This window comes from Amycolatopsis sp. MJM2582, from assembly GCF_000754115.1.
GTDB lineage: Bacteria > Actinomycetota > Actinomycetes > Mycobacteriales > Pseudonocardiaceae > Amycolatopsis > Amycolatopsis japonica.
This window is the reverse complement of record NZ_JPLW01000003.1, coordinates 1,157,285-1,174,495: the sequence shown is the minus strand read 5'-3', so window position 1 is coordinate 1,174,495 and position 17,211 is coordinate 1,157,285. Positions and strand designations below refer to the sequence as shown.

Genomic DNA, 17,211 nt, shown 5'->3' with positions numbered 1-17,211 from the left:
AAATTTTGCAAGGAAAGGTCCTTTCATGGCGTTCGGGAGTGCCGTCCGCGTGTCATGAAAGGGCCGTTCAGGACGAAAAACGTCCTGAACGGCCCTTTCATGACATCCGGGACCCGAGGGGATCACATTTCGAAGCGGTACCCCATCCCCGGTTCCGTCAGCAGGTGCCGCGGCCGCGAGGGTTCCGGTTCCAGCTTCCGCCGTAACTGCGCCAGATACACCCGCAGGTAGTGCGACTCCGTCTCGTACGTCGGCCCCCACACCTCGTGCAGCAGCTGCTTCTGCGCCACCAGGCGGCCGCGGTTGCGCACCAGCAGCTCCAACACACCCCACTCGGTCTTGGTGAGATGCACTTCCTTGCCGTCCCGCCGCACCTTCTTCGCCGCGAGGTCGATCCGGAAGGATCCCGTGTCCACCACCGCGTCCGCACCGTCCACACTGGACGTGGCCGACCGGCGGACGGCGGCTCGGAGCCGTGCGAGCAGTTCGTCCATGCCGAAGGGTTTGGTGACGTAGTCGTCGGCGCCGGCGTCGAGGGCCTGCACCTTGTCGGCCGAGTCGCCGCGCGCGGACAGCACGATGATCGGCACCGTCGTCCAGCCGCGGAGCCCGGCGATGACCTCGGTGCCGTCGAGATCGGGCAGGCCGAGGTCGAGCACGACGACGTCGGGTTTGGTCTCGGCGACGGCCTTCAGCGCGGCGGTCCCGTCGTGCGCGGTGATCACCTTGTAGCCGCGGGCGGACAGGTTGATCCGCAGGGCTCGCACGATCTGCGGTTCGTCGTCGACGACCAGCACGGTCGCCGACGCGTTGTCTGCGCTCATCGCACTCGCTCCTCCTCTTCGTTCTCGAGGCCCTCGTCGTCGAAAGCGAGGAGGCTCTTTTCCGGATCCTGACCAACATATGCGGGCAGCGAGATGACGACGGTGAGCCCGCCGCCCGGCGTGTCCTCCGCCCGGATCCGCCCGCCCATCGCCTCGGTGAACCCCTTGGCGACCGACAGCCCCAGTCCCACGCCGGGCACGCTGTCCCGGTCTCCCCCGAGCCGTTGGAACGGCGCGAAAGCCGAATCCGCGGTGCCCTTCTTGAGCCCGCGCCCGTGGTCGACGATACGCAGTTCGACGTGTTCGGAATGCGTGCTGGCGCGTGCCGAGACCGGTTCGCCGGACGCGCCGTGACGCAGCGCGTTGTCGATCACGTTCGCCACCACCCGTTCCAGCAGGCCGGGGTCGGCGCACACCGACGGCAGCCGCGAGTCGATCGCGACCACGACCGAATCCGAGTTGTCCACATTGGACAAGGCGTGCGAGACGACCTCGTCGTAGCCCACCGGGCGCAGGTGCGGGCGTACGGCACCGGTGGCCAGCCGCGAGGAGTCGAGCAGGTTGTCGATCAGCCCGGCGAGCCGGTCCGCCGATTCCTCGATCGCTTCGAGCAGCTCGTCGGTGTCCTCTTCGGACAGTGAGATGTCGGTCGCGCGCAGGCTGCCGATGGACGCCTTGATGGACGTCAGCGGGGTGCGGAGATCGTGTCCCACGGCCGACAGCAACGCCGTGCGCAGTTCGGTCGCCTCGGCCTTGCGTTCGGCCCGGATGGCCGCCTTCGCCGTCCGCTGCTGCCGCAGGGCCAGCAACGCCTGCCCTGCCACGGCTTCCAGCACTCCCCGGTCCGACGCGGGCAACGCGCGGCCCCGCAGGGTCAGGTGGACGTCGGCGGTGACGGCGATGTCGGCGTCGGCCTGATCCGGGTCCGCGCAGGGATCCGTGCCGGCGTTCGCCACGCGCTTCCACTTCCCGTCCCGTTTCTCCAGCAGGGTCACCGAAGTCATCCCGAAGTTCTCGCGGACCTTCTCCAGCAGCCGCTCGATCGGGTTGGTGTGCGTGAGCACGGTCCGCGCGTACGACGCCAGCAACGCCGCCTCGGTCCGCGCCCGCGCGGCCTGCGTCGCGCGCCGGGCGGCGGTGTCGACGACCGCCGCGACGAGGATCGCCACCAGCACCATCGCGACCAGCGTGATCACGTTGCGCGGTTCGTGGACGGTCAGGGTGTACAGCGGCGGGGTGAAGAAGAAGTTCAGCAGCCCGGCCGAGACCACCGCCGCGAGCAGCGCGGGCCCGAGCCCGCCCGCGAGCGCGACCAGCACCGTCGCGAGGACGTAGTCGACCACGTCGGTGGAGAAGTCGAGGTGATCCCGCAGCAGGACACCGACCAGCGTCGCCAACGCGGGCAGCACCAGCGAGAGCACCCAGCCGGTCAGCCGCCGCGAAGGGGTGAGCGGGCTGCGGTTGAACCGGGCACGCAGCCGTCCGCCCGCTTGGGCGTGCGTGACCATGTGGACGTCGATCGGGCCGGACCGCTGGACCACGGCCGCGCCGATGCCTTCGTCGAACAGCCGCGCCACGCGTGACCGGCGTGAGGTCCCGACGACCAGCTGGGTCGCGTTCACGCCCTGCGCGAAGTCGAGCAGCGCGGTCGGGACGTCGTCGCCGACGACGGTGTGGAAGGTCGCGCCGACCTCTTCGGCGAGTTTCCGGTACTTGCCGACCGCCGTCGGCCCCATCCCGGCGAGCCCGTCGCCGCGCAGGATGTGCAGCACCTGCAGTTCGGCGCCCGCGCGGTTCGCGATGCGGCTCGCACGGCGGATCAGCGTCTCGCTCTCCGGCCCGCCGGTGATGGACACGACCACCCGTTCGCGGGCTTCCCACGTGTCGGTGATCTTCTGCTCGGCCCGGTACCGCTGCAGCGCGACGTCGACCTGGTCGGCGACCCAGAGCAGCGCGAGCTCACGCAGCGCGGTGAGATTGCCGGGCCGGAAGTAGTTGCCCAGCGCCGCGTCGATCCGCTCGGCCGGGTACACGTTGCCGTGCGCCAGGCGCCGCCGCAATGCCTCGGGCGTGATGTCGACCAGCTCCAGCTGCTCGGCCCGCCGCACGACCTCGTCGGGCACCGTCTCCTGCTGGGTGACGCCGGTGATCCGCTCGACGACGTCGTTGAGGCTCTGCAGATGTTGCACGTTGACCGTGGAGAGGACGTCGATGCCGGCGGCGAGCAGTTCGTCGATGTCCTGCCAGCGCTTCTCGTTGCGCGAACCGGGCACGTTGGTGTGCGCGAGTTCGTCGACCACCGCGACCTCGGGGGCGCGGGCGAGCAGCGCGTCGAGATCCATCTCCTCGAACTCGCGGTCCCGGTGCGCGGACCGGCGGCGTGGCACGATCTCCAGGCCTTCGACGAGCTCCGCGGTCTTCTTCCGGCCGTGCGTCTCGACCAGGCCGATGACCACGTCGGTGCCCCGGTCGAGGCGGCGTCGCGCCTCGCCGAGCATCGCGTAGGTCTTGCCGACGCCCGGGGCCGCGCCGAGGTAGATCCTCAGCTCACCCCGGCGCGGCTTGGTCGTGTTCTCGTCCACGTCTGTCAGTGTGCTCCTCCGGCCGCGTCGCGCACGGCCAAGTTGACCTTCAGCACATTGACGCCCGGCACACCGATCCCGGCGCCGCTCGTGTTCTCCGCGACGAGCTGCCGGACCTTCTCCTCGGACAGGCCCGTGTTCCTGGCCACTCGCGGGATCTGGAGGTCGGCGTAGGCGACGCTGATCGCCGGATCCATCCCCGATCCCGACGCCGTCACCGCGTCGGGCGGCACCTGCGACTCCTGGACACCTTCGCGGGCGGCGATGAGCTTCTTGCGTTCGCCGATCGCGGCGACCAGGTCCTCGTTGTACGGGCCCTTGTTCGACGGGCCGGACGACGACGGGTCGCCGGGGCCGAGGGCGTCCTTCGAGCCCGCGGACGGGCGGTTGTGGAACCACGGGTCCTTGGCGGGGTCCGCCGCGACCGGGTCGACGCCGATCAGCGACGAGCCGACGGCCTGCCCGTCCTGGCTGATGACCGAGCCCTCGGCGTTGCCTTCGAGACCGGGGATGCGGGAGACCGCCCACACGCCGAGCGGGTAGACGACACCCAGCAGGACGGTGAAGACGAGCAGGACACGCAGCCCGGCGAGGGTCTGCTTCAGCAATGCGTTCATGGCGTTACCCGATTCCAGGGATGAGACGGACGAGCAGATCGATCAGCCAGATCCCGAGGAACGGGCTGACGATGCCGCCGAGGCCGTAGACCAGCAGGTTCCGGCGCAGCAGCGCCGAGGCCGACGACGGCTTGTACCGGACGCCGCGCAGGGCGAGCGGGATCAGCCCGACGATGATCAGGGCGTTGAAGATGACGGCCGACAGGATCGCCGACTTCGGCGTCGCGAGCTGCATGATGTTGAGCGCGCCGAGCTGGGCGAAGATACCGGTGAACATCGCGGGCAGGATCGCGAAGTACTTCGCGAGGTCGTTGGCGACGCTGAACGTGGTGAGCGCGCCGCGGGTGATCAGCAGCTGCTTGCCGATCTCCACGATCTCGATCAGTTTCGTCGGGTCGGAGTCGAGGTCCACCATGTTCCCCGCCTCCTTGGCGGCGGAGGTCCCGGTGTTCATCGCGACGCCGACGTCGGACTGCGCGAGCGCGGGGGCGTCGTTGGTGCCGTCGCCGGTCATCGCGACCAGCCGCCCGCCCTCCTGCTCCTTCTTGATCAGCGCCATCTTGTCTTCGGGTTTGGCCTCGGCGAGATAGTCGTCGACCCCCGCGTCCTGCGCGATGGCCTTGGCGGTGAGCGGGTTGTCCCCGGTGATCATGACGGTCTTGATCCCCATCGAACGGAGCTGGACGAACCGCTCCTTCATCCCGGGTTTGACCACATCGGACAGCCGGATCACGCCGCGCACGAACGCTTTCGCGCCGTCGTACTCCGCGACCACCAACGGGGTCCCGCCCTGCTGGCTGATCTCGTCGACGACGCTTTCGGTCTCGTCCGGCATGTCGCCGCCGCGTTCGCGGACCCATTGCCGGACGGCCGCGGTGGCACCCTTGCGGACCTGCCGTCCGCCGATGTCGATACCGCTCATCCGGGTCTGCGCGGTGAACTCGACGAAGTCCGCGAGCTTCTCGTCGGCGGACGCGGTCTCCGCGAGCCCGTGCTCCCTCGCGACGAGTTCGACGATGCTGCGGCCCTCCGGCGTGCCGTCGGCGAGGCTGGACAGCCGCGCCGCCTTGGCGATTTCGTCCACAGTGGACTCGCCGACCGGGATCAGCTCGGTGGCCTTCCGGTTGCCGAAGGTGATCGTGCCGGTCTTGTCCAGCAGCAGCGTCGAGACGTCGCCCGCGGCCTCCACCGCGCGACCACTGGTGGCGAGGACGTTGCGCTGCACCAGCCGGTCCATGCCCGCGATGCCGATCGCGGACAGCAGCGCGCCGATCGTCGTCGGGATCAGGCAGACCAGCAACGCGGTCAGCACGATCACCGACTGCTGGCTGCCCGAGTAACCCGCCATCGGCTGCAGCGCCACGACGGCGAGCAGGAAGATGATCGTGAGCGTCGAGAGCAGGATCGTCAGCGCGATCTCGTTCGGCGTCTTCTGCCGGGAAGCCCCCTCCACCAAGGCGATCATGCGGTCCACAAAGGACTCGCCGGGTTTGGTGGTGATCTTCACGACGACGCGGTCGGAAAGCACCGTGGTGCCGCCGGTGACCGCGCACCGGTCACCGCCCGATTCGCGGATGACCGGGGCCGACTCGCCGGTGATGGCCGATTCGTCGACGGTCGCGATGCCCTCGACGACGTCGCCGTCACCCGGGATGACCTGTCCGGCCTCGACGACCACCAGGTCACCGACGCGCAGGTCGGCGCCCGGCACGGTCTCCTCGTCGCCGTCCTCGGTGAGACGGCGCGCGACGGTCTCCTTCTTGCTGCGCCGCAGGGTTTCCGCCTGTGCCTTGCCCCGGCCCTCCGCGACGGCCTCGGCGAGATTCGCGAACAGGACGGTGAACCACAGCCAGATCGTGATGAGGATGGTGAACACGCTCGGGTCGGTGATCGCGAAGACCGTGGTCAGCGCCGAGCCGATCCACACCACGAACATGACCGGGTTGCCGAGCTGGTGCTTGGGGTTGAGCTTGCGCAGCGCCTCCGGGAGCGAGGTCAGCAGCTGGCGCGGGCTGAAGATCCCCGCGCCGACCCGGCCGGTGTTCTCCACGTGGTGCTGGGAGATCTCCTCCGGGGTGCGTTCTTGAGTCATGGTCATGCGAGTGCCTCTGCTATGGGCCCGAGCGCGAGCGCCGGGATGAAGGTGAGGGCCGCGACGAGCACGATCGTGCCGGCGAGCATCGTGCCGAAGAGCGGCCCGGTGGTGGGCAGCGTGCCGGCGGTCTCCGGAACCTTCCGCTGGGAGGCGAGGGATCCGGCGAGGCACAGCACGGCGAGGATCGGGACGAACCGGCCGAGCAGCATCGCCACCGACAGCGAAGACTGGAACCAGTCGTTCGTCACGGTGAGCCCGCCGAACGCGCTGCCGTTGTTGTTGCCCGCCGAGGCGTAGGCGTAAAGGACTTCGGAAAGGCCGTGCGCGCCCGAGTTCGTCATGGCGGCCGGGGTGTCGGCCAGCATCAGCGCGACACCGGAGCCGAGCAGGACCACGGTCGGCATCGCCAGCATGGAGACGGCGGCGCAGGTGACCTCGCGTTTGCCGAGTTTCTTCCCCAGGTATTCCGGCGTCCGGCCGACCATCAGCCCGGCGAGGAACATCGCGATCACGGCCATCACGAGGATGCCGTACAGACCGGTGCCCACCCCGCCCGGCGAGATCTCGCCCAGCAGCATGTTGAGCAGCGCGCCTCCGCCGCCGAGCCCGCTGTAGCTGTCGTGCGCTCCGTTGACCGCGCCGGTCGACGTGCCGGTGGTGGCGTTGGCGAACAGCGAACTCAGGCCAATGCCGAACCGCTGTTCCTTGCCCTCCAGGTTCGCCCCGGCGGCCAGCGACGCGGGCCCGCTCGCGTTGGCTTCGGACAGCCAGGTGACCGCGAGCATCGCGGTGAACAGTCCGGCCATCACCGAAAGCAGGACGTAACCCTGCCGCGTGTTGCCGACGAGTTTGCCGAATGTACGGGTCAGCGACACCGGGATGACCAGGATCAGGAAGATCTCGATCAGGTTGGTCCAGGCGTTCGGGTTCTCGAACGGGTGCGCGGAGTTGGCGTTGAAGATGCCGCCGCCGTTGGTGCCGAGTTCCTTGATGGCCTCCTGGCTCGCGGCGGGCGCGAGCGCGATCTTGCTCGTGCTGCCGTCCGGGTTCAGGACGTCGACGCCGCTCTTGAGGCTCTGCACGACGCCGAGCGCGATCAGCGCGATAGCCGCCACGAACGCGATCGGGAGCAGGATCCGGATCGTGCCGCGCGTCAGGTCCACCCAGAAGTTGCCGAGGCGGTCGGTCTTCGAGCGGACGAAGCCGCGGACGACCGCGATGGCGACCGAAAGGCCGACGGCGGCGGACAGGAAGTTCTGCACGGTCAGGCCGGCCATCTGCACGAAGTGACCCATGGTCGCTTCGGGGCTGTAGGACTGCCAGTTCGTGTTCGTCACGAAGCTGACGGCGGTGTTGAAGGCGACCGCCGGCGAGACCGGTTCCTTGCCGAGGCTCCACGGCAGGATCGCTTGGAGCCGTTGAAGCAGGTACAGGAAGACGACGGAGACGAACGAGAAGCCGATCACGGCGGACGCGTAGGTCTTCCAGTGCTGTTCCGATCCGGGGTTCACCCGGAACAGGCGGTACAGGCCGCGTTCGGCCTTGGTGTGCTTCTCGACAGAAGACACAGTGAAGACGCGCGCCATGTAATCGCCCAGTGGCCGGTAGACCACGGCGAGCGCGACGAAGAGGAGGCCGGCCTGCAGGAGGCCGGCCATCGTGTCTGACATCAGAATTTCTCCGGCCTGACCAGTGCGATGAACAAATAGACGATCAGCCCCAGCGCCAGCAATCCGCCGACGACGTTGGCCACGGCTCCCGTGCCGGTCACAGCTTTTCCAGACCGCGAAGGGTCAGGGCGAGAACCACGAATACGCCGATCAGGAGCACGGCGTAGAGCAAGTCGGCCACTAGGCACCTCTCAGGACAGGTCACCCCATCGGCGACCAGGACCTCGCAACACTGCGCCAGGTCAGGGCGCTTCCGGCGACGGACTGACGGCCTCTTGATGCCCCGATCGGGTGCCTTTACGACTTCTTGATGCCCGGTGACGTGCCCCACAGACCGTGACGCACTGCGGACGGAGCGTGCAATTCGGGCAGACAAGCCGCGCGAACCGTGTTACACCAGTGTTACGGATAGTTGTATGCGCTAACTAATCACCAGGAGGTAGCGATGTGCGGAATCGCAGGGTGGGTCTCCTATGACACGGATCTGACACGACGTCGCGAGTTCGTCGACGCGATGACCGAGACGATGGCGTGCCGCGGACCGGACGACTCGGGCACCTGGGTCCGGCCGAACGTCGCACTGGGCCACCGGCGGCTGGCGATCATCGACCTGCCGGGCGGCAGGCAGCCGATGGCCGAGGCCGGGCTGGCCGCGATGGTCTACAGCGGTGAGGCGTACAACTTCACCGAGCTGCGCGAGGAACTTCTCAAGCGGGGCCACAAGTTCGAGACCGACAGCGACACCGAGGTCGTGCTCCACGGCTATCTGGAGTGGGGCGACGAGGTCGTCGACCACCTCAACGGCATGTACGCCTTCGCGATCTGGGACGAGCGCGACGAGAAGCTCGTGATGATCCGCGACCGCATGGGCATCAAGCCGTTCTACTACTACCCGACCCCGGACGGCGTCCTCTTCGGTTCCGAGCCGAAGGCGATCCTCGCGAATCCCTTGGCGCGCAAGGTGGTCGACACCGACGGCCTGCGCGAACTGATGGCCATGACCAAAACCCCGGGCTGGTCGCTGTGGAAGGGCATGCACGAGGTCGGCCCCGGCACGATCGTCACCGTCGACCGCTCCGGGATCCGCACGCGGACGTACTGGAAGCTCGACGCGAAGCAGCACACGGACGACCAGGAGACCACGGTCGAGCGGGTCCGCGAGCTGATGACGGACATCGTGCACCGTCAGCTGATCGCCGACGTGCCCCGCTGTGTCCTGCTGTCGGGCGGGCTCGACTCCAGCGCCGTCACCGGTCTCGCCGCGGCGCGGCTGGCCGAACAGGGCGAGCGGCTGCGCACGTTCTCCGTCGATTTCCAGGGCCAGGAGGAGAACTTCAAACCGGACGAGGTGCGCGACACCCCGGATTCGCCCTTCATCCGCGACGTCGCGCAGCTGGTCGGCTCCGATCACAAGGACGTCGTGCTGAACCCCGCGGAGCTCAGTGACCCGGAGGTTCGCCGCAAGGTGCTGACCGCGCGGGACATCCCGGCCGGGCTCGGCGACATGGACACGTCGCTGTACCTGCTGTTCAAGGCGATCCGGGCGGAGTCGACGGTGGCGCTGTCCGGCGAATCCGCCGACGAGGTCTTCGGCGGGTACCGCTGGTTCCACGACGAGGCCGCGGTGAACTCGGGGACGTTCCCCTGGCTCGCCTTCCGGATGGGGCTCACCAGCGAGCGGGGCGCCCTCCTGCGCGGCGAGGTCCAGAAGAAGCTGGATCTGCCCGGCTACATCGCCGACCAGTACGCCACCGCCGTCGCCCAGGTCGAGCACCTCGACGGTGAAAGCGAACAGGACCGCAAGATGCGCACGGTCTGCAACCTGCACCTGAGCCGGTTCGTGCGGATGCTGCTGGACCGCAAGGACCGGGCGTCGATGGCGGTCGGGCTCGAAGTGCGCGTGCCGTTCTGCGACCACCGCCTCGTCGAGTACGTCTACAACACGCCTTGGTCGCTGAAGACGTTCGACGGCAGGGAGAAGAGCCTGCTGCGGCACGCGACCGAACACGTGCTCCCCGCCTCGGTGCGGGACCGGGTCAAGAGCCCGTATCCGTCCACTCAGGACCCCGGCTACGCGGCGGCGTTGCAGCAGCAGGCCAAGGAGGCCCTGACCGAACGGGACAACCCGGTGTTCGAGCTGGTCGACCGCGACTGGCTGCACCGGGTGTCCGAAGTGGACCCGGCGACGATGTCCTCGGCCCAGCGCTCCGGGATCGACCGGGCGCTGGACCTCTACCACTGGTTCGACCTGTACCGGCCCGAACTGCAGCTGGACTGAGGTCTCGGTCCGCCGCCGTCTCAGCGACGGCGGCGGACCGTGCCCCCTACCGCGGCACCCCCGAGCACCGCGGTCGCGGCGAGCAGGATGCCCGCCTCGGTCCACTGGAACCGCCAGAACCGGCCGGCGGGCTGGTAGACGGTGAAGTCCCGGTAGCCCGCCGCCTCGACACAAGCTGTCATCCACTTGCCGCGAGGACATTCGGGCACCTCGTCGAGCAGACGCAGCTCCCGGCCATCCGGCGCGACCCGGCCCGCCCGCACGATCAATCCGTCCTTTGTGGAGGGATCGACGCCGACCGTCCGGACCGGCTCGGCGTAGTGCGGTCGCAGGAGCATCAGGGTGATCGAGGCCGCGACGAACACCGCGGCCGTGATCGCGATGGCGGGCACGGTCTTGCGCACCAGCACCCCGGCCGCGGCACCGAGGACGAACGCGAACAACCACCACGCGGCGGCCGCGACGCCGACGGCACCGAAGTACGACGTCTCGTTCAGCGTCTCCGCCTTGCCGGGGAAGATCTCCAGCCACCGGCCGAACATCTGTCCCAAAGCCAGCCCGGCGAGCGCCGCGGCCACCGCGAGGACGCCGAACTTGGCGGCCAGCCAGCGCCCGCGGCTCACCGACTGCGTCCAGACGAGTTGATACGTGCCGCGTTCGTATTCCTTGGCGAGCAACGGCGCGCCCCAGAAGACACCCGCCAGCAACGGGACAAACGGCAGGATCACGATCAGTGGGTAGACCTTCTGGTAGAGGTCTTCCAGCCCCGCGTCGTACTCGCGGCACGGCACTCCGCCGCCGTAGCAGTACGAAGCGATCTTGCCGCTCGCCGAGCCGAGCGCGGCTTGTCCGGACAGGAGCAGGATCCCGCCGATCACGGCGAGGAACCCGAGGGTGACGAGCAGCTGGGTGCGGTGCTGCCGCCAGGTGAGCCAAAGCAACGAGTGGTGCCTTTCTAAGAGCGGCGACGGACGGCGAAGGTCGCGGCGACGGCGAGCAGCAGCGAGAACCCCGTCAGGATCGCGGCTTCGGTCCACTGGAAACGCCAGTACCAGTCCTGCGGCAGGACCTTGAGCGCGGTGATCTCCCCGGCGGCGTCCCTGATCATCTCCACGACCCGGCCGACGGGCTCCTTGCCGAGCGGGACGAGTTCGGGTTCCGCGTAGCCGTCACGGACGTTGCTCAGCCCGATCATCAGGCCGACGGCCACCGCGATGGTGACGGCGATGGCGGGCAGGGTCTTGCGGATGAGCGCGCCCGCGGCGGTACCGAGCACGAACCCGAAGAGCCACCACGCACCTGGCGCGACGCCGGTCATCGTGAACAGGACCGGGTTGTCGAAGCGGCTGGTGAAGGCGATGTCGCCGCGATCGGTGGGAAAGGCCTCCACCCAGCGCTGCATCATCGCGCCGAACGCGAGCCCGCCGAGGGTGGCGAGGACGGCGAGGAACCCCAGCTTCACGCCGAGCCAGCGGAACCGCGAGATCGACTGGGTCCAGGCGAGTTTCGTCGTGCCGCGCTCGTATTCGGCCGCCACCAGCGGGGCGCCCCAGAAGACACCGATCGCCACCGGGACGACCTGGAGCCAGGAGAGATAGGTGTACAGATCCTTGAAGAGTTTCGCCGGATCCGGGCTGTCCGCGGCGGCGTTCCCGTTGACCAGCAACAGGATCCCGACGGCGACGAGCAGGCAGGCCGTGATCAGCAGCTGCATCCGGTGCTGGCGGTAGGTGAGCCAGAACATCGTTCTCCCTTAAGCCGAAGCCAGTGTCGGGCGAGGCAGGCTCGCGGATTCGGGTCGCCGCAGGTACGCGAGCACCAGTTCTTCGAGGTTCGCCGGTCGTTCGCTCCACTGTGGACCGAGCGGAACCGGCTCGGTGCGGGCGAACACGGTCGCCTGCCTCCCCGCGCGGGCTTCGTCGACCACCGTGACCCGCTTGGCCAGCGCGTCGGCCTCCTCCACCGGTCCGGTGAGGGTGCGGTGCCCGGCGACGAGTTCGTCGATGTCGCCGCTGACCTGGACACGGCCGCCGTTGAGGACGATCAGCCAGTCACACGTGTTCTCCAGGTCGGAGACGACGTGGGACGACAGCAGCACGGTCATGCCGGTTTCGGCGACCGCCTCCATCAGCCCGCGCATGACCTCGTGCCGGGCCAGCGGATCGAGGTTCGCGAGCGGCTCGTCGAGTACCAGCAGGTCCGGCCGTTTCGCGAGCGCGAGGGTGAGCGCGACCTGCGCGCGCTGCCCGCCGGACAGCTTGCCGACCTTGTGGTTCAAGGCGAGTCCGAGCGAATCGATGCGCTTGAGTGCGAACTCGTCGTCCCAACCCGGGTTGAGGCGCCTGCCGAACTTGAGCATCTCGGCGATGCTGAAGCCCGGGTACAACGGCTTGTCCTGCGCGAGGAAGGCGGCGGTTCCCTGGATCGAGACCGAGCCGAGGGTCGCGTCGAGCAGTCCGACGGCCAGGTGGAGGAAGGTCGTCTTGCCGGCGCCGTTGGGCCCGACCAGTGCGACGACCCGTCCTTTCGGGACGGAGAGGGAGCAGTCGCGCAAAGCCCACTTGCGGCGATAGCGCTTGGCGAGGCCGGTCGCCTCGAGGACGGGTTTCTCAGTCACGCGGTCCGCTCCCCTCGAAAGCCGTCGACCACCACGGAGGTGAACAGTGCCTCGACGTCTTCCTGATCCAGCCCCGATTCCCGCGCGTCGCGGACCCAAGCCCCCAGGCTTTTCCGCAACCGCGTGCGCTCCGCGAACGAAGCGCCTCCGAGCGTCTTCTGAACGAAGGTGCCGAGGCCCGGCTTCCCTTCGACAAGCCCTTCGCGCTCCAGTTCGCGATAGGCCTTGAGGACGGTGTTGGGGTTGATCGCCAGCTCGGCGACCACCTCCTTCGCCGTCGGCAGCCGGTCCCCCGGCTCCAGCAACCCCAGCCGCAGGGCGTTCTTGACCTGCTGGACGAGCTGGACGTACGTCGCGACGCCCGAGCCCTTGTCCAGGTGGAAGGTGACCACTGGCAACACCCTTTCACTAATTAAGTAGTGAAAGGGTGCAGGCAGACGTCGGCGCCTGTCAAGTGATCACGCGGAAAAGACGTGAAGGCCCCCTTGAGGGACTCTGGATCCCTCAAGGGGGCCTTCACGGAAAACCCCAGCCCCAGTCAAGAAGAAGCGCCAGTTCGACGACACGGGGGAAGACGTCGAGCTGGCACTACCCCCAACCCCCACCGCCGTCAGATGGCGGTGCCTGTGCAAGTTGAAGGTGCCCACCGTCGTACCGGAACCGAATGGGGGGTCCTGCCCGTCTGGTTGGTTGGGCACGGTTCCGGCGACGGGTCCTCGGTGGACACCTGGCAAGGATCACGCCGTCCGGATGCAGGGCGCTTGCACTACGCTTGCAGGCTCTGACGAGGGTGAGCGGAGGTGGCCGGGTGGAGTTCCGCGTCCTCGGCGCCGTCGAGGCGTGGGCCGGTGGCGTTCCGGTCGATCTCGGCTCGCCCAAACAACGGCTCGTGCTGGCGGTCCTGCTGCTGGAGGCGGGCAAGCCGGTGCCGCGCGACCGGATCATCGACCTGCTCTGGCCCGAGGAACCGCCCGCCAGTGCGCGGAACACCGTGCAAGCGCTGGTGTCCAGGCTGCGGGCGGTGTTCCGCGGCGCGGGCGGGCCGGAGATCGTCTCCGAGGGGACCCGGTACCTGCTCAAGGTCGACGCGCGCCAGGTCGACCTGCACCGCTTCACCGAGCTGACGGCGCAAGCCCGCGACGCCGACGACGAGACGGCCGTGGAGCTCCTGGACGAGGCCCTCGGCCTGTGGCGCGGCGACGCGTTGTCCGACGTGGTGAGCGGCGAGGTCGCGCAACGGCTCCGCGGCGGCGTGCACGAGGCACGCTGGACGGCTCTGGAGGACCGGGCCGAAGCGCAGCTGCGGCTCGGACGCGGCAGGCAGGTCCTCGCCGAGCTGACCGAACTGGTCGCCGCGCATCCCCTGCGGCAGCGGTTCGTCGGGCAGCTCATGCTCGCGCTGCACCGCGAAGGCCGCACCGACGACGCCCTCGAAGCCTTCCGCGCGTTGCGGGACCGGCTCGGCTCCGAGCTGGGTCTCGACCCGTCCCCGGAGCTGCGGCGGCTGGAAACCGCCATCCTGGGCGCCGATCCCGCGCTGGAACCGGCGACCAGGCCCGAGCCGGTCCGCCCCGCCCAGCTGCCGCACGACGTCCGCGGGTTCGCCGGGCGCGCGGCCGAACTGGAGCGGCTCGACGAGGCGACCCGGCACGCGGGCGAGGGGACCGACATCTGGGTCATCAGCGGGACCGCCGGGGTCGGCAAGACCGCGCTCGCGGTCCGGTGGGCCCACCACGTCCGCGACGCTTTCCCCGACGGCCAGCTCTATCTCGACCTGCGCGGTTTCGATCCCGACCACGAACCGCTCACCCCGGCCGTCGCGCTCACCCAGCTCCTGCAGGCGCTCGGCACCGCGCCCAAGGCGATCCCGCCGGACATCGACACGCGGGCCGCGTTGCTCCGTTCCCTTCTCGCCGACCGGCGCGTGCTCCTGGTGCTGGACAACGTGCGCGACAGCGGGCAGGTGCTGCCGCTACTGCCACCGTCGGGCACCGTCCTGGTCACCAGCCGCCAACGGCTCGGCGACCTCATCGCCCGTACCGGCGCCCGCGCGCTCCCGCTGTCCGTGCTGCCCGCCGAGGACGCGCGGCATCTGCTGGAGGCCGTGCTCGGCAGCGAGACCGTCGCCGCCGAGGAAGGCGCGGCCGCGGAACTGGCCCGGCTGTGCGGGCATCTCCCGCTCGCCCTCCGGATCGCGGCGGCCAACCTCGGCGCGAGCGGCGAACCCGAGATCGCCGAACTCGCCCGCGAGCTGGCCGGTGGCGATCCGCTGGCGGAACTGACCGTCGACGGCGCCGAGGAAAGCGCCGTGACCACGGCGTTCGGCGTCTCCTACCGCGCGCTTCCCGAAGAACATCGCGAGCTGTTCCGCCGTCTCGCGCTCGTCCCCGGACAGACGTTCACCGCCCCTGCCGCCCAGGCGCTGACCGGCGTCCCGCATTCGAAGGCGAATCAGCAGCTCAAGGCGCTCGCGGCAGCGCATCTGGTCGAGCGCTACACGCCGGGGCGCTACCGGTTCCACGATCTTCTCCGCAGTTTCGCGGCGGGCCGCACCCTGTCGGAGGACACGCAGGCAGAACGGGAGGCCGCGGAAAGGCGGCTCTTCGAGAGCTACCTGACCACGGCCGACGCCGCGGGCCGCGCCCTCATCCCGCATTTCCTGCGGCTGCCACGTGAAGAACCGGCGGACGCACCCTTCGCCGACACCGAAGAGGCGCTGGCGTGGCTCGACGCCGAGTGGCCGAACCTCGCCGCCGCCGTCGAGCACAGCGCCGAACACGGCCCGCCCGAGTTCTCGTGGCATCTCGCCGACGCGCTCCGCGCCTTCTTCCACCAGCGCGGTCATCACGCGGAATGGATCGACACGGCATCGACGGCGCTCAAGGCCGCCCGCCGCAGCGAAGCCGGGCAGGCACAAGCCGCGATGCACCTGAGCATCGCGCTCGCCTGCGTCAACAGCGGCCGCTACGACGAAGCGCGCGAACACCTCACCAGCGCTCTGCGCGGCGACCTCCTCGACGGCTGGGACGCCGGCCGCGCGGCCGTGCTCAACAACCTGAGCGCCGTGCACCAGCGGCTCGGCGACCCGCAGGAGGCCATCCGCTGTGGGCTGGAATCCCTGCGGCTGTGCGAAGAACTGAACATGCCCGCCGTCTCGATGGCGCTGGCGAACCTCGGTTTCCCGTACTGGCAGACGGGTCAGCTCGACGAGGCGCTCGCCAACTTCACCCGCGCGCTCGCGGTCTCCGAACGGGACGGCGCGCGGTTCAGCGTCGCGGTGCTGCTGGTCGACCTCGGCAACGTGCACCGTGACCTCGGCCTTCCCGACGACGCCTACGACTTCTACACCCGCGCGCTCGCGGCCAACCGCGAACTGGGCTACACCTACGGCGAGGCGACCGCGCTGTCCGGCAGGGCCGTCCTCGAAAGCAGGCGCGACCCGAGCGAGCAGAACCGCACGGACGCGCTCGAAGCCGTCGAACTCACCCGCAAGATCGGCGACCGGGGCACCGAGGCCTGGACGCTCGTCGGGCTCGGCGAGGTCTGCCTACGGCTCGGCCTGCCCGAGGAGGCAGCCGAGCATTACCGGCTCGCGTTGTCCATCGCGCGGACGACCAGCTTCTTCTGGTGTGAGGCCGCCGCACGGACCGGGCTCGCGGAAACCCTGCTGAAACTGGGAAAGGTCACGGAAGCCCGGACACACGGTGAGCTGGCCCTCGAACTCGCCGCGCGCTCCGGCTACCGGCTCGTCGAAGAACGCGCGAAGCTGATCCTGGACGAGCTCTAGCTTTTCGCCCCGGATGGCTTCACGCTGCCGGCGATCGCCGCCGCGACCGCCGCGAGGACACTGAAGACGATCATCAGCGCCATCGCGGTGCTGTCGCCGTCGTCGAAGCTGAAGAGCCACTTGACCTGGCTGCTCAAGGGCGTGCCCCAGACGAGCGGCATCCCCACGAACACGGCCACCACGTAGAACACGCAGAGCCCGAACAGGGTCCACGCGCCGGGAATCCGCCGGGCGAACGTGAACACCGCCGCGATCACCAGGAAGACCGCGGAGATGACGCCGCTGGCCATGTTCTGCACCGTGATGCCCGACAAGCCGCCGTTCACCTCCGTGGCGACGAAGACGTTGTAGAGCGCGAACCAGACGAGCATGGCGGCGGCGAGCAGCGCCAGGACCCCGGCGATCACCGCGGCCGGGGCGTTGGCCCGCGGTTTGGGCATCGGCGGCTGACCATACTGAGGAAAGCCGGGCCCCGGTGGATTCGGCTGCATCCGCTCTCGCTCTCCGCGCGTTCGTCGCTGACGTTCGCGACCACCCTAGCGAGCGGAGCGGGTTGGTGGTGGCCGATGGCAGGAAGCTGTCGCGGGTGCGGATGACAGGAGGTTCACCCTGTTCCGTCCACAAAGGACGCCGACGGTCGAGTAAATGTCCGTTTGATTCCTATTTGTACGGTTTCCGAATGGGGTCGTGAGTGGCGATTGTCGTTAGAACGACCAAAAACACTCACGACCACCCCGGAAA

General features: G+C 69.0%; 13 protein-coding genes. 2 read left to right on the top strand and 11 right to left on the bottom strand.

All coding sequences use genetic code 11. The annotated features are described in order from the left end of the window. Positions 1-122: 122 nt before the first annotated feature. Genes ED92_RS24315 through kdpF form a run of 6 tightly spaced genes read right to left on the bottom strand, consistent with a single transcriptional unit; the run spans position 123 to position 7,889 of the window. Entirely contained in the window at positions 123-824 is a 702-nt protein-coding gene (locus ED92_RS24315) for a response regulator (protein ID WP_037342241.1), read from the bottom strand. Further along, a complete protein-coding gene (locus ED92_RS24310; protein WP_052120825.1) occupies positions 821-3,406 on the bottom strand; it encodes a sensor histidine kinase KdpD in 2,586 nt (861 codons plus the stop codon). Before ED92_RS24310 ends, ED92_RS24315 begins: the two co-directional genes overlap by 4 nt. Positions 3,407-3,411: 5 nt before the next feature. Continuing rightward, complete coding sequence (locus tag ED92_RS24305) at positions 3,412-4,023, bottom strand: potassium-transporting ATPase subunit C (protein ID WP_037342239.1); 612 nt, start codon at positions 4,021-4,023, stop codon at positions 3,412-3,414. 4 nt (positions 4,024-4,027) lie between these two features. Continuing rightward, entirely contained in the window at positions 4,028-6,121 is a 2,094-nt protein-coding gene (gene kdpB / locus ED92_RS24300) for a potassium-transporting ATPase subunit KdpB (protein ID WP_037342238.1), read from the bottom strand. Next, a complete protein-coding gene (gene kdpA, locus ED92_RS24295; RefSeq protein ID WP_037342237.1) occupies positions 6,118-7,788 on the bottom strand; it encodes a potassium-transporting ATPase subunit KdpA in 1,671 nt (556 codons plus the stop codon). The genes kdpB and kdpA overlap by 4 nt, the downstream gene beginning before the upstream one ends. Continuing rightward, on the bottom strand, positions 7,788-7,889 hold the full coding sequence (gene kdpF, locus ED92_RS24290) for a K(+)-transporting ATPase subunit F (RefSeq protein ID WP_007031325.1): 102 nt from the start codon (positions 7,887-7,889) through the stop codon (positions 7,788-7,790). The genes kdpA and kdpF overlap by 1 nt, the downstream gene beginning before the upstream one ends. 344 nt (positions 7,890-8,233) lie before the next feature. Between kdpF and asnB the strand changes: the two genes are divergently transcribed. Next, the gene (gene asnB, locus ED92_RS24285; protein ID WP_037342235.1) at positions 8,234-10,066 is read left to right on the top strand and encodes an asparagine synthase (glutamine-hydrolyzing); all 1,833 of its coding nucleotides are present in this window, start codon (positions 8,234-8,236) and stop codon (positions 10,064-10,066) included. Between the two features lie 20 nt (positions 10,067-10,086). On the opposite strand, the gene ED92_RS24280 is transcribed toward asnB, so the two are convergent. From ED92_RS24280 to ED92_RS24265, 4 genes are read right to left on the bottom strand one after another with little or no spacing between them, the layout of a single operon-like run. Then, entirely contained in the window at positions 10,087-11,007 is a 921-nt protein-coding gene (locus ED92_RS24280; protein WP_037342234.1) for an ABC transporter permease subunit, read from the bottom strand. Positions 11,008-11,021: 14 nt separating this feature from the next. After that, positions 11,022-11,810: a transporter gene (locus tag ED92_RS24275; protein ID WP_037342233.1), complete on the bottom strand. Its 789-nt coding sequence runs from the start codon at positions 11,808-11,810 to the stop codon at positions 11,022-11,024. Between the two features lie 9 nt (positions 11,811-11,819). Next, positions 11,820-12,683, bottom strand: coding sequence for an ABC transporter ATP-binding protein (locus ED92_RS24270; RefSeq protein WP_037342231.1), 864 nt, complete (start codon positions 12,681-12,683; stop codon positions 11,820-11,822). After that, positions 12,680-13,075, bottom strand: coding sequence for a GntR family transcriptional regulator (locus tag ED92_RS24265; protein WP_016336295.1), 396 nt, complete (start codon positions 13,073-13,075; stop codon positions 12,680-12,682). The genes ED92_RS24270 and ED92_RS24265 overlap by 4 nt, the downstream gene beginning before the upstream one ends. Before the next feature lie 416 nt (positions 13,076-13,491). Between ED92_RS24265 and ED92_RS24260 the strand changes: the two genes are divergently transcribed. Then, positions 13,492-16,470, top strand: a complete 2,979-nt coding sequence (locus ED92_RS24260; RefSeq protein ID WP_037342229.1) for a BTAD domain-containing putative transcriptional regulator — start codon at positions 13,492-13,494, stop codon at positions 16,468-16,470. On the opposite strand, the gene ED92_RS24255 is transcribed toward ED92_RS24260, so the two are convergent. Next, positions 16,467-16,910, bottom strand: coding sequence for a hypothetical protein (locus tag ED92_RS24255; protein ID WP_081975899.1), 444 nt, complete (start codon positions 16,908-16,910; stop codon positions 16,467-16,469). The genes ED92_RS24260 and ED92_RS24255 overlap by 4 nt on opposite strands. Positions 16,911-17,211: the final 301 nt, after the last annotated feature.

Coding starts and splice junctions, on each gene's coding strand:
- ED92_RS24315 (WP_037342241.1), bottom strand. CDS start 824: ATGAGCGCAGACAACGCGTCGGCGACCGTGCTGGTCGTCGACGACGAA.
- ED92_RS24305 (WP_037342239.1), bottom strand. CDS start 4,023: ATGAACGCATTGCTGAAGCAGACCCTCGCCGGGCTGCGTGTCCTGCTC.
- kdpB (WP_037342238.1), bottom strand. CDS start 6,121: ATGACCATGACTCAAGAACGCACCCCGGAGGAGATCTCCCAGCACCAC.
- kdpA (WP_037342237.1), bottom strand. CDS start 7,788: ATGTCAGACACGATGGCCGGCCTCCTGCAGGCCGGCCTCCTCTTCGTC.
- asnB (WP_037342235.1), top strand. CDS start 8,234: ATGTGCGGAATCGCAGGGTGGGTCTCCTATGACACGGATCTGACACGA.
- ED92_RS24275 (WP_037342233.1), bottom strand. CDS start 11,810: ATGTTCTGGCTCACCTACCGCCAGCACCGGATGCAGCTGCTGATCACG.
- ED92_RS24255 (WP_081975899.1), bottom strand. CDS start 16,910: ATGCCCAAACCGCGGGCCAACGCCCCGGCCGCGGTGATCGCCGGGGTC.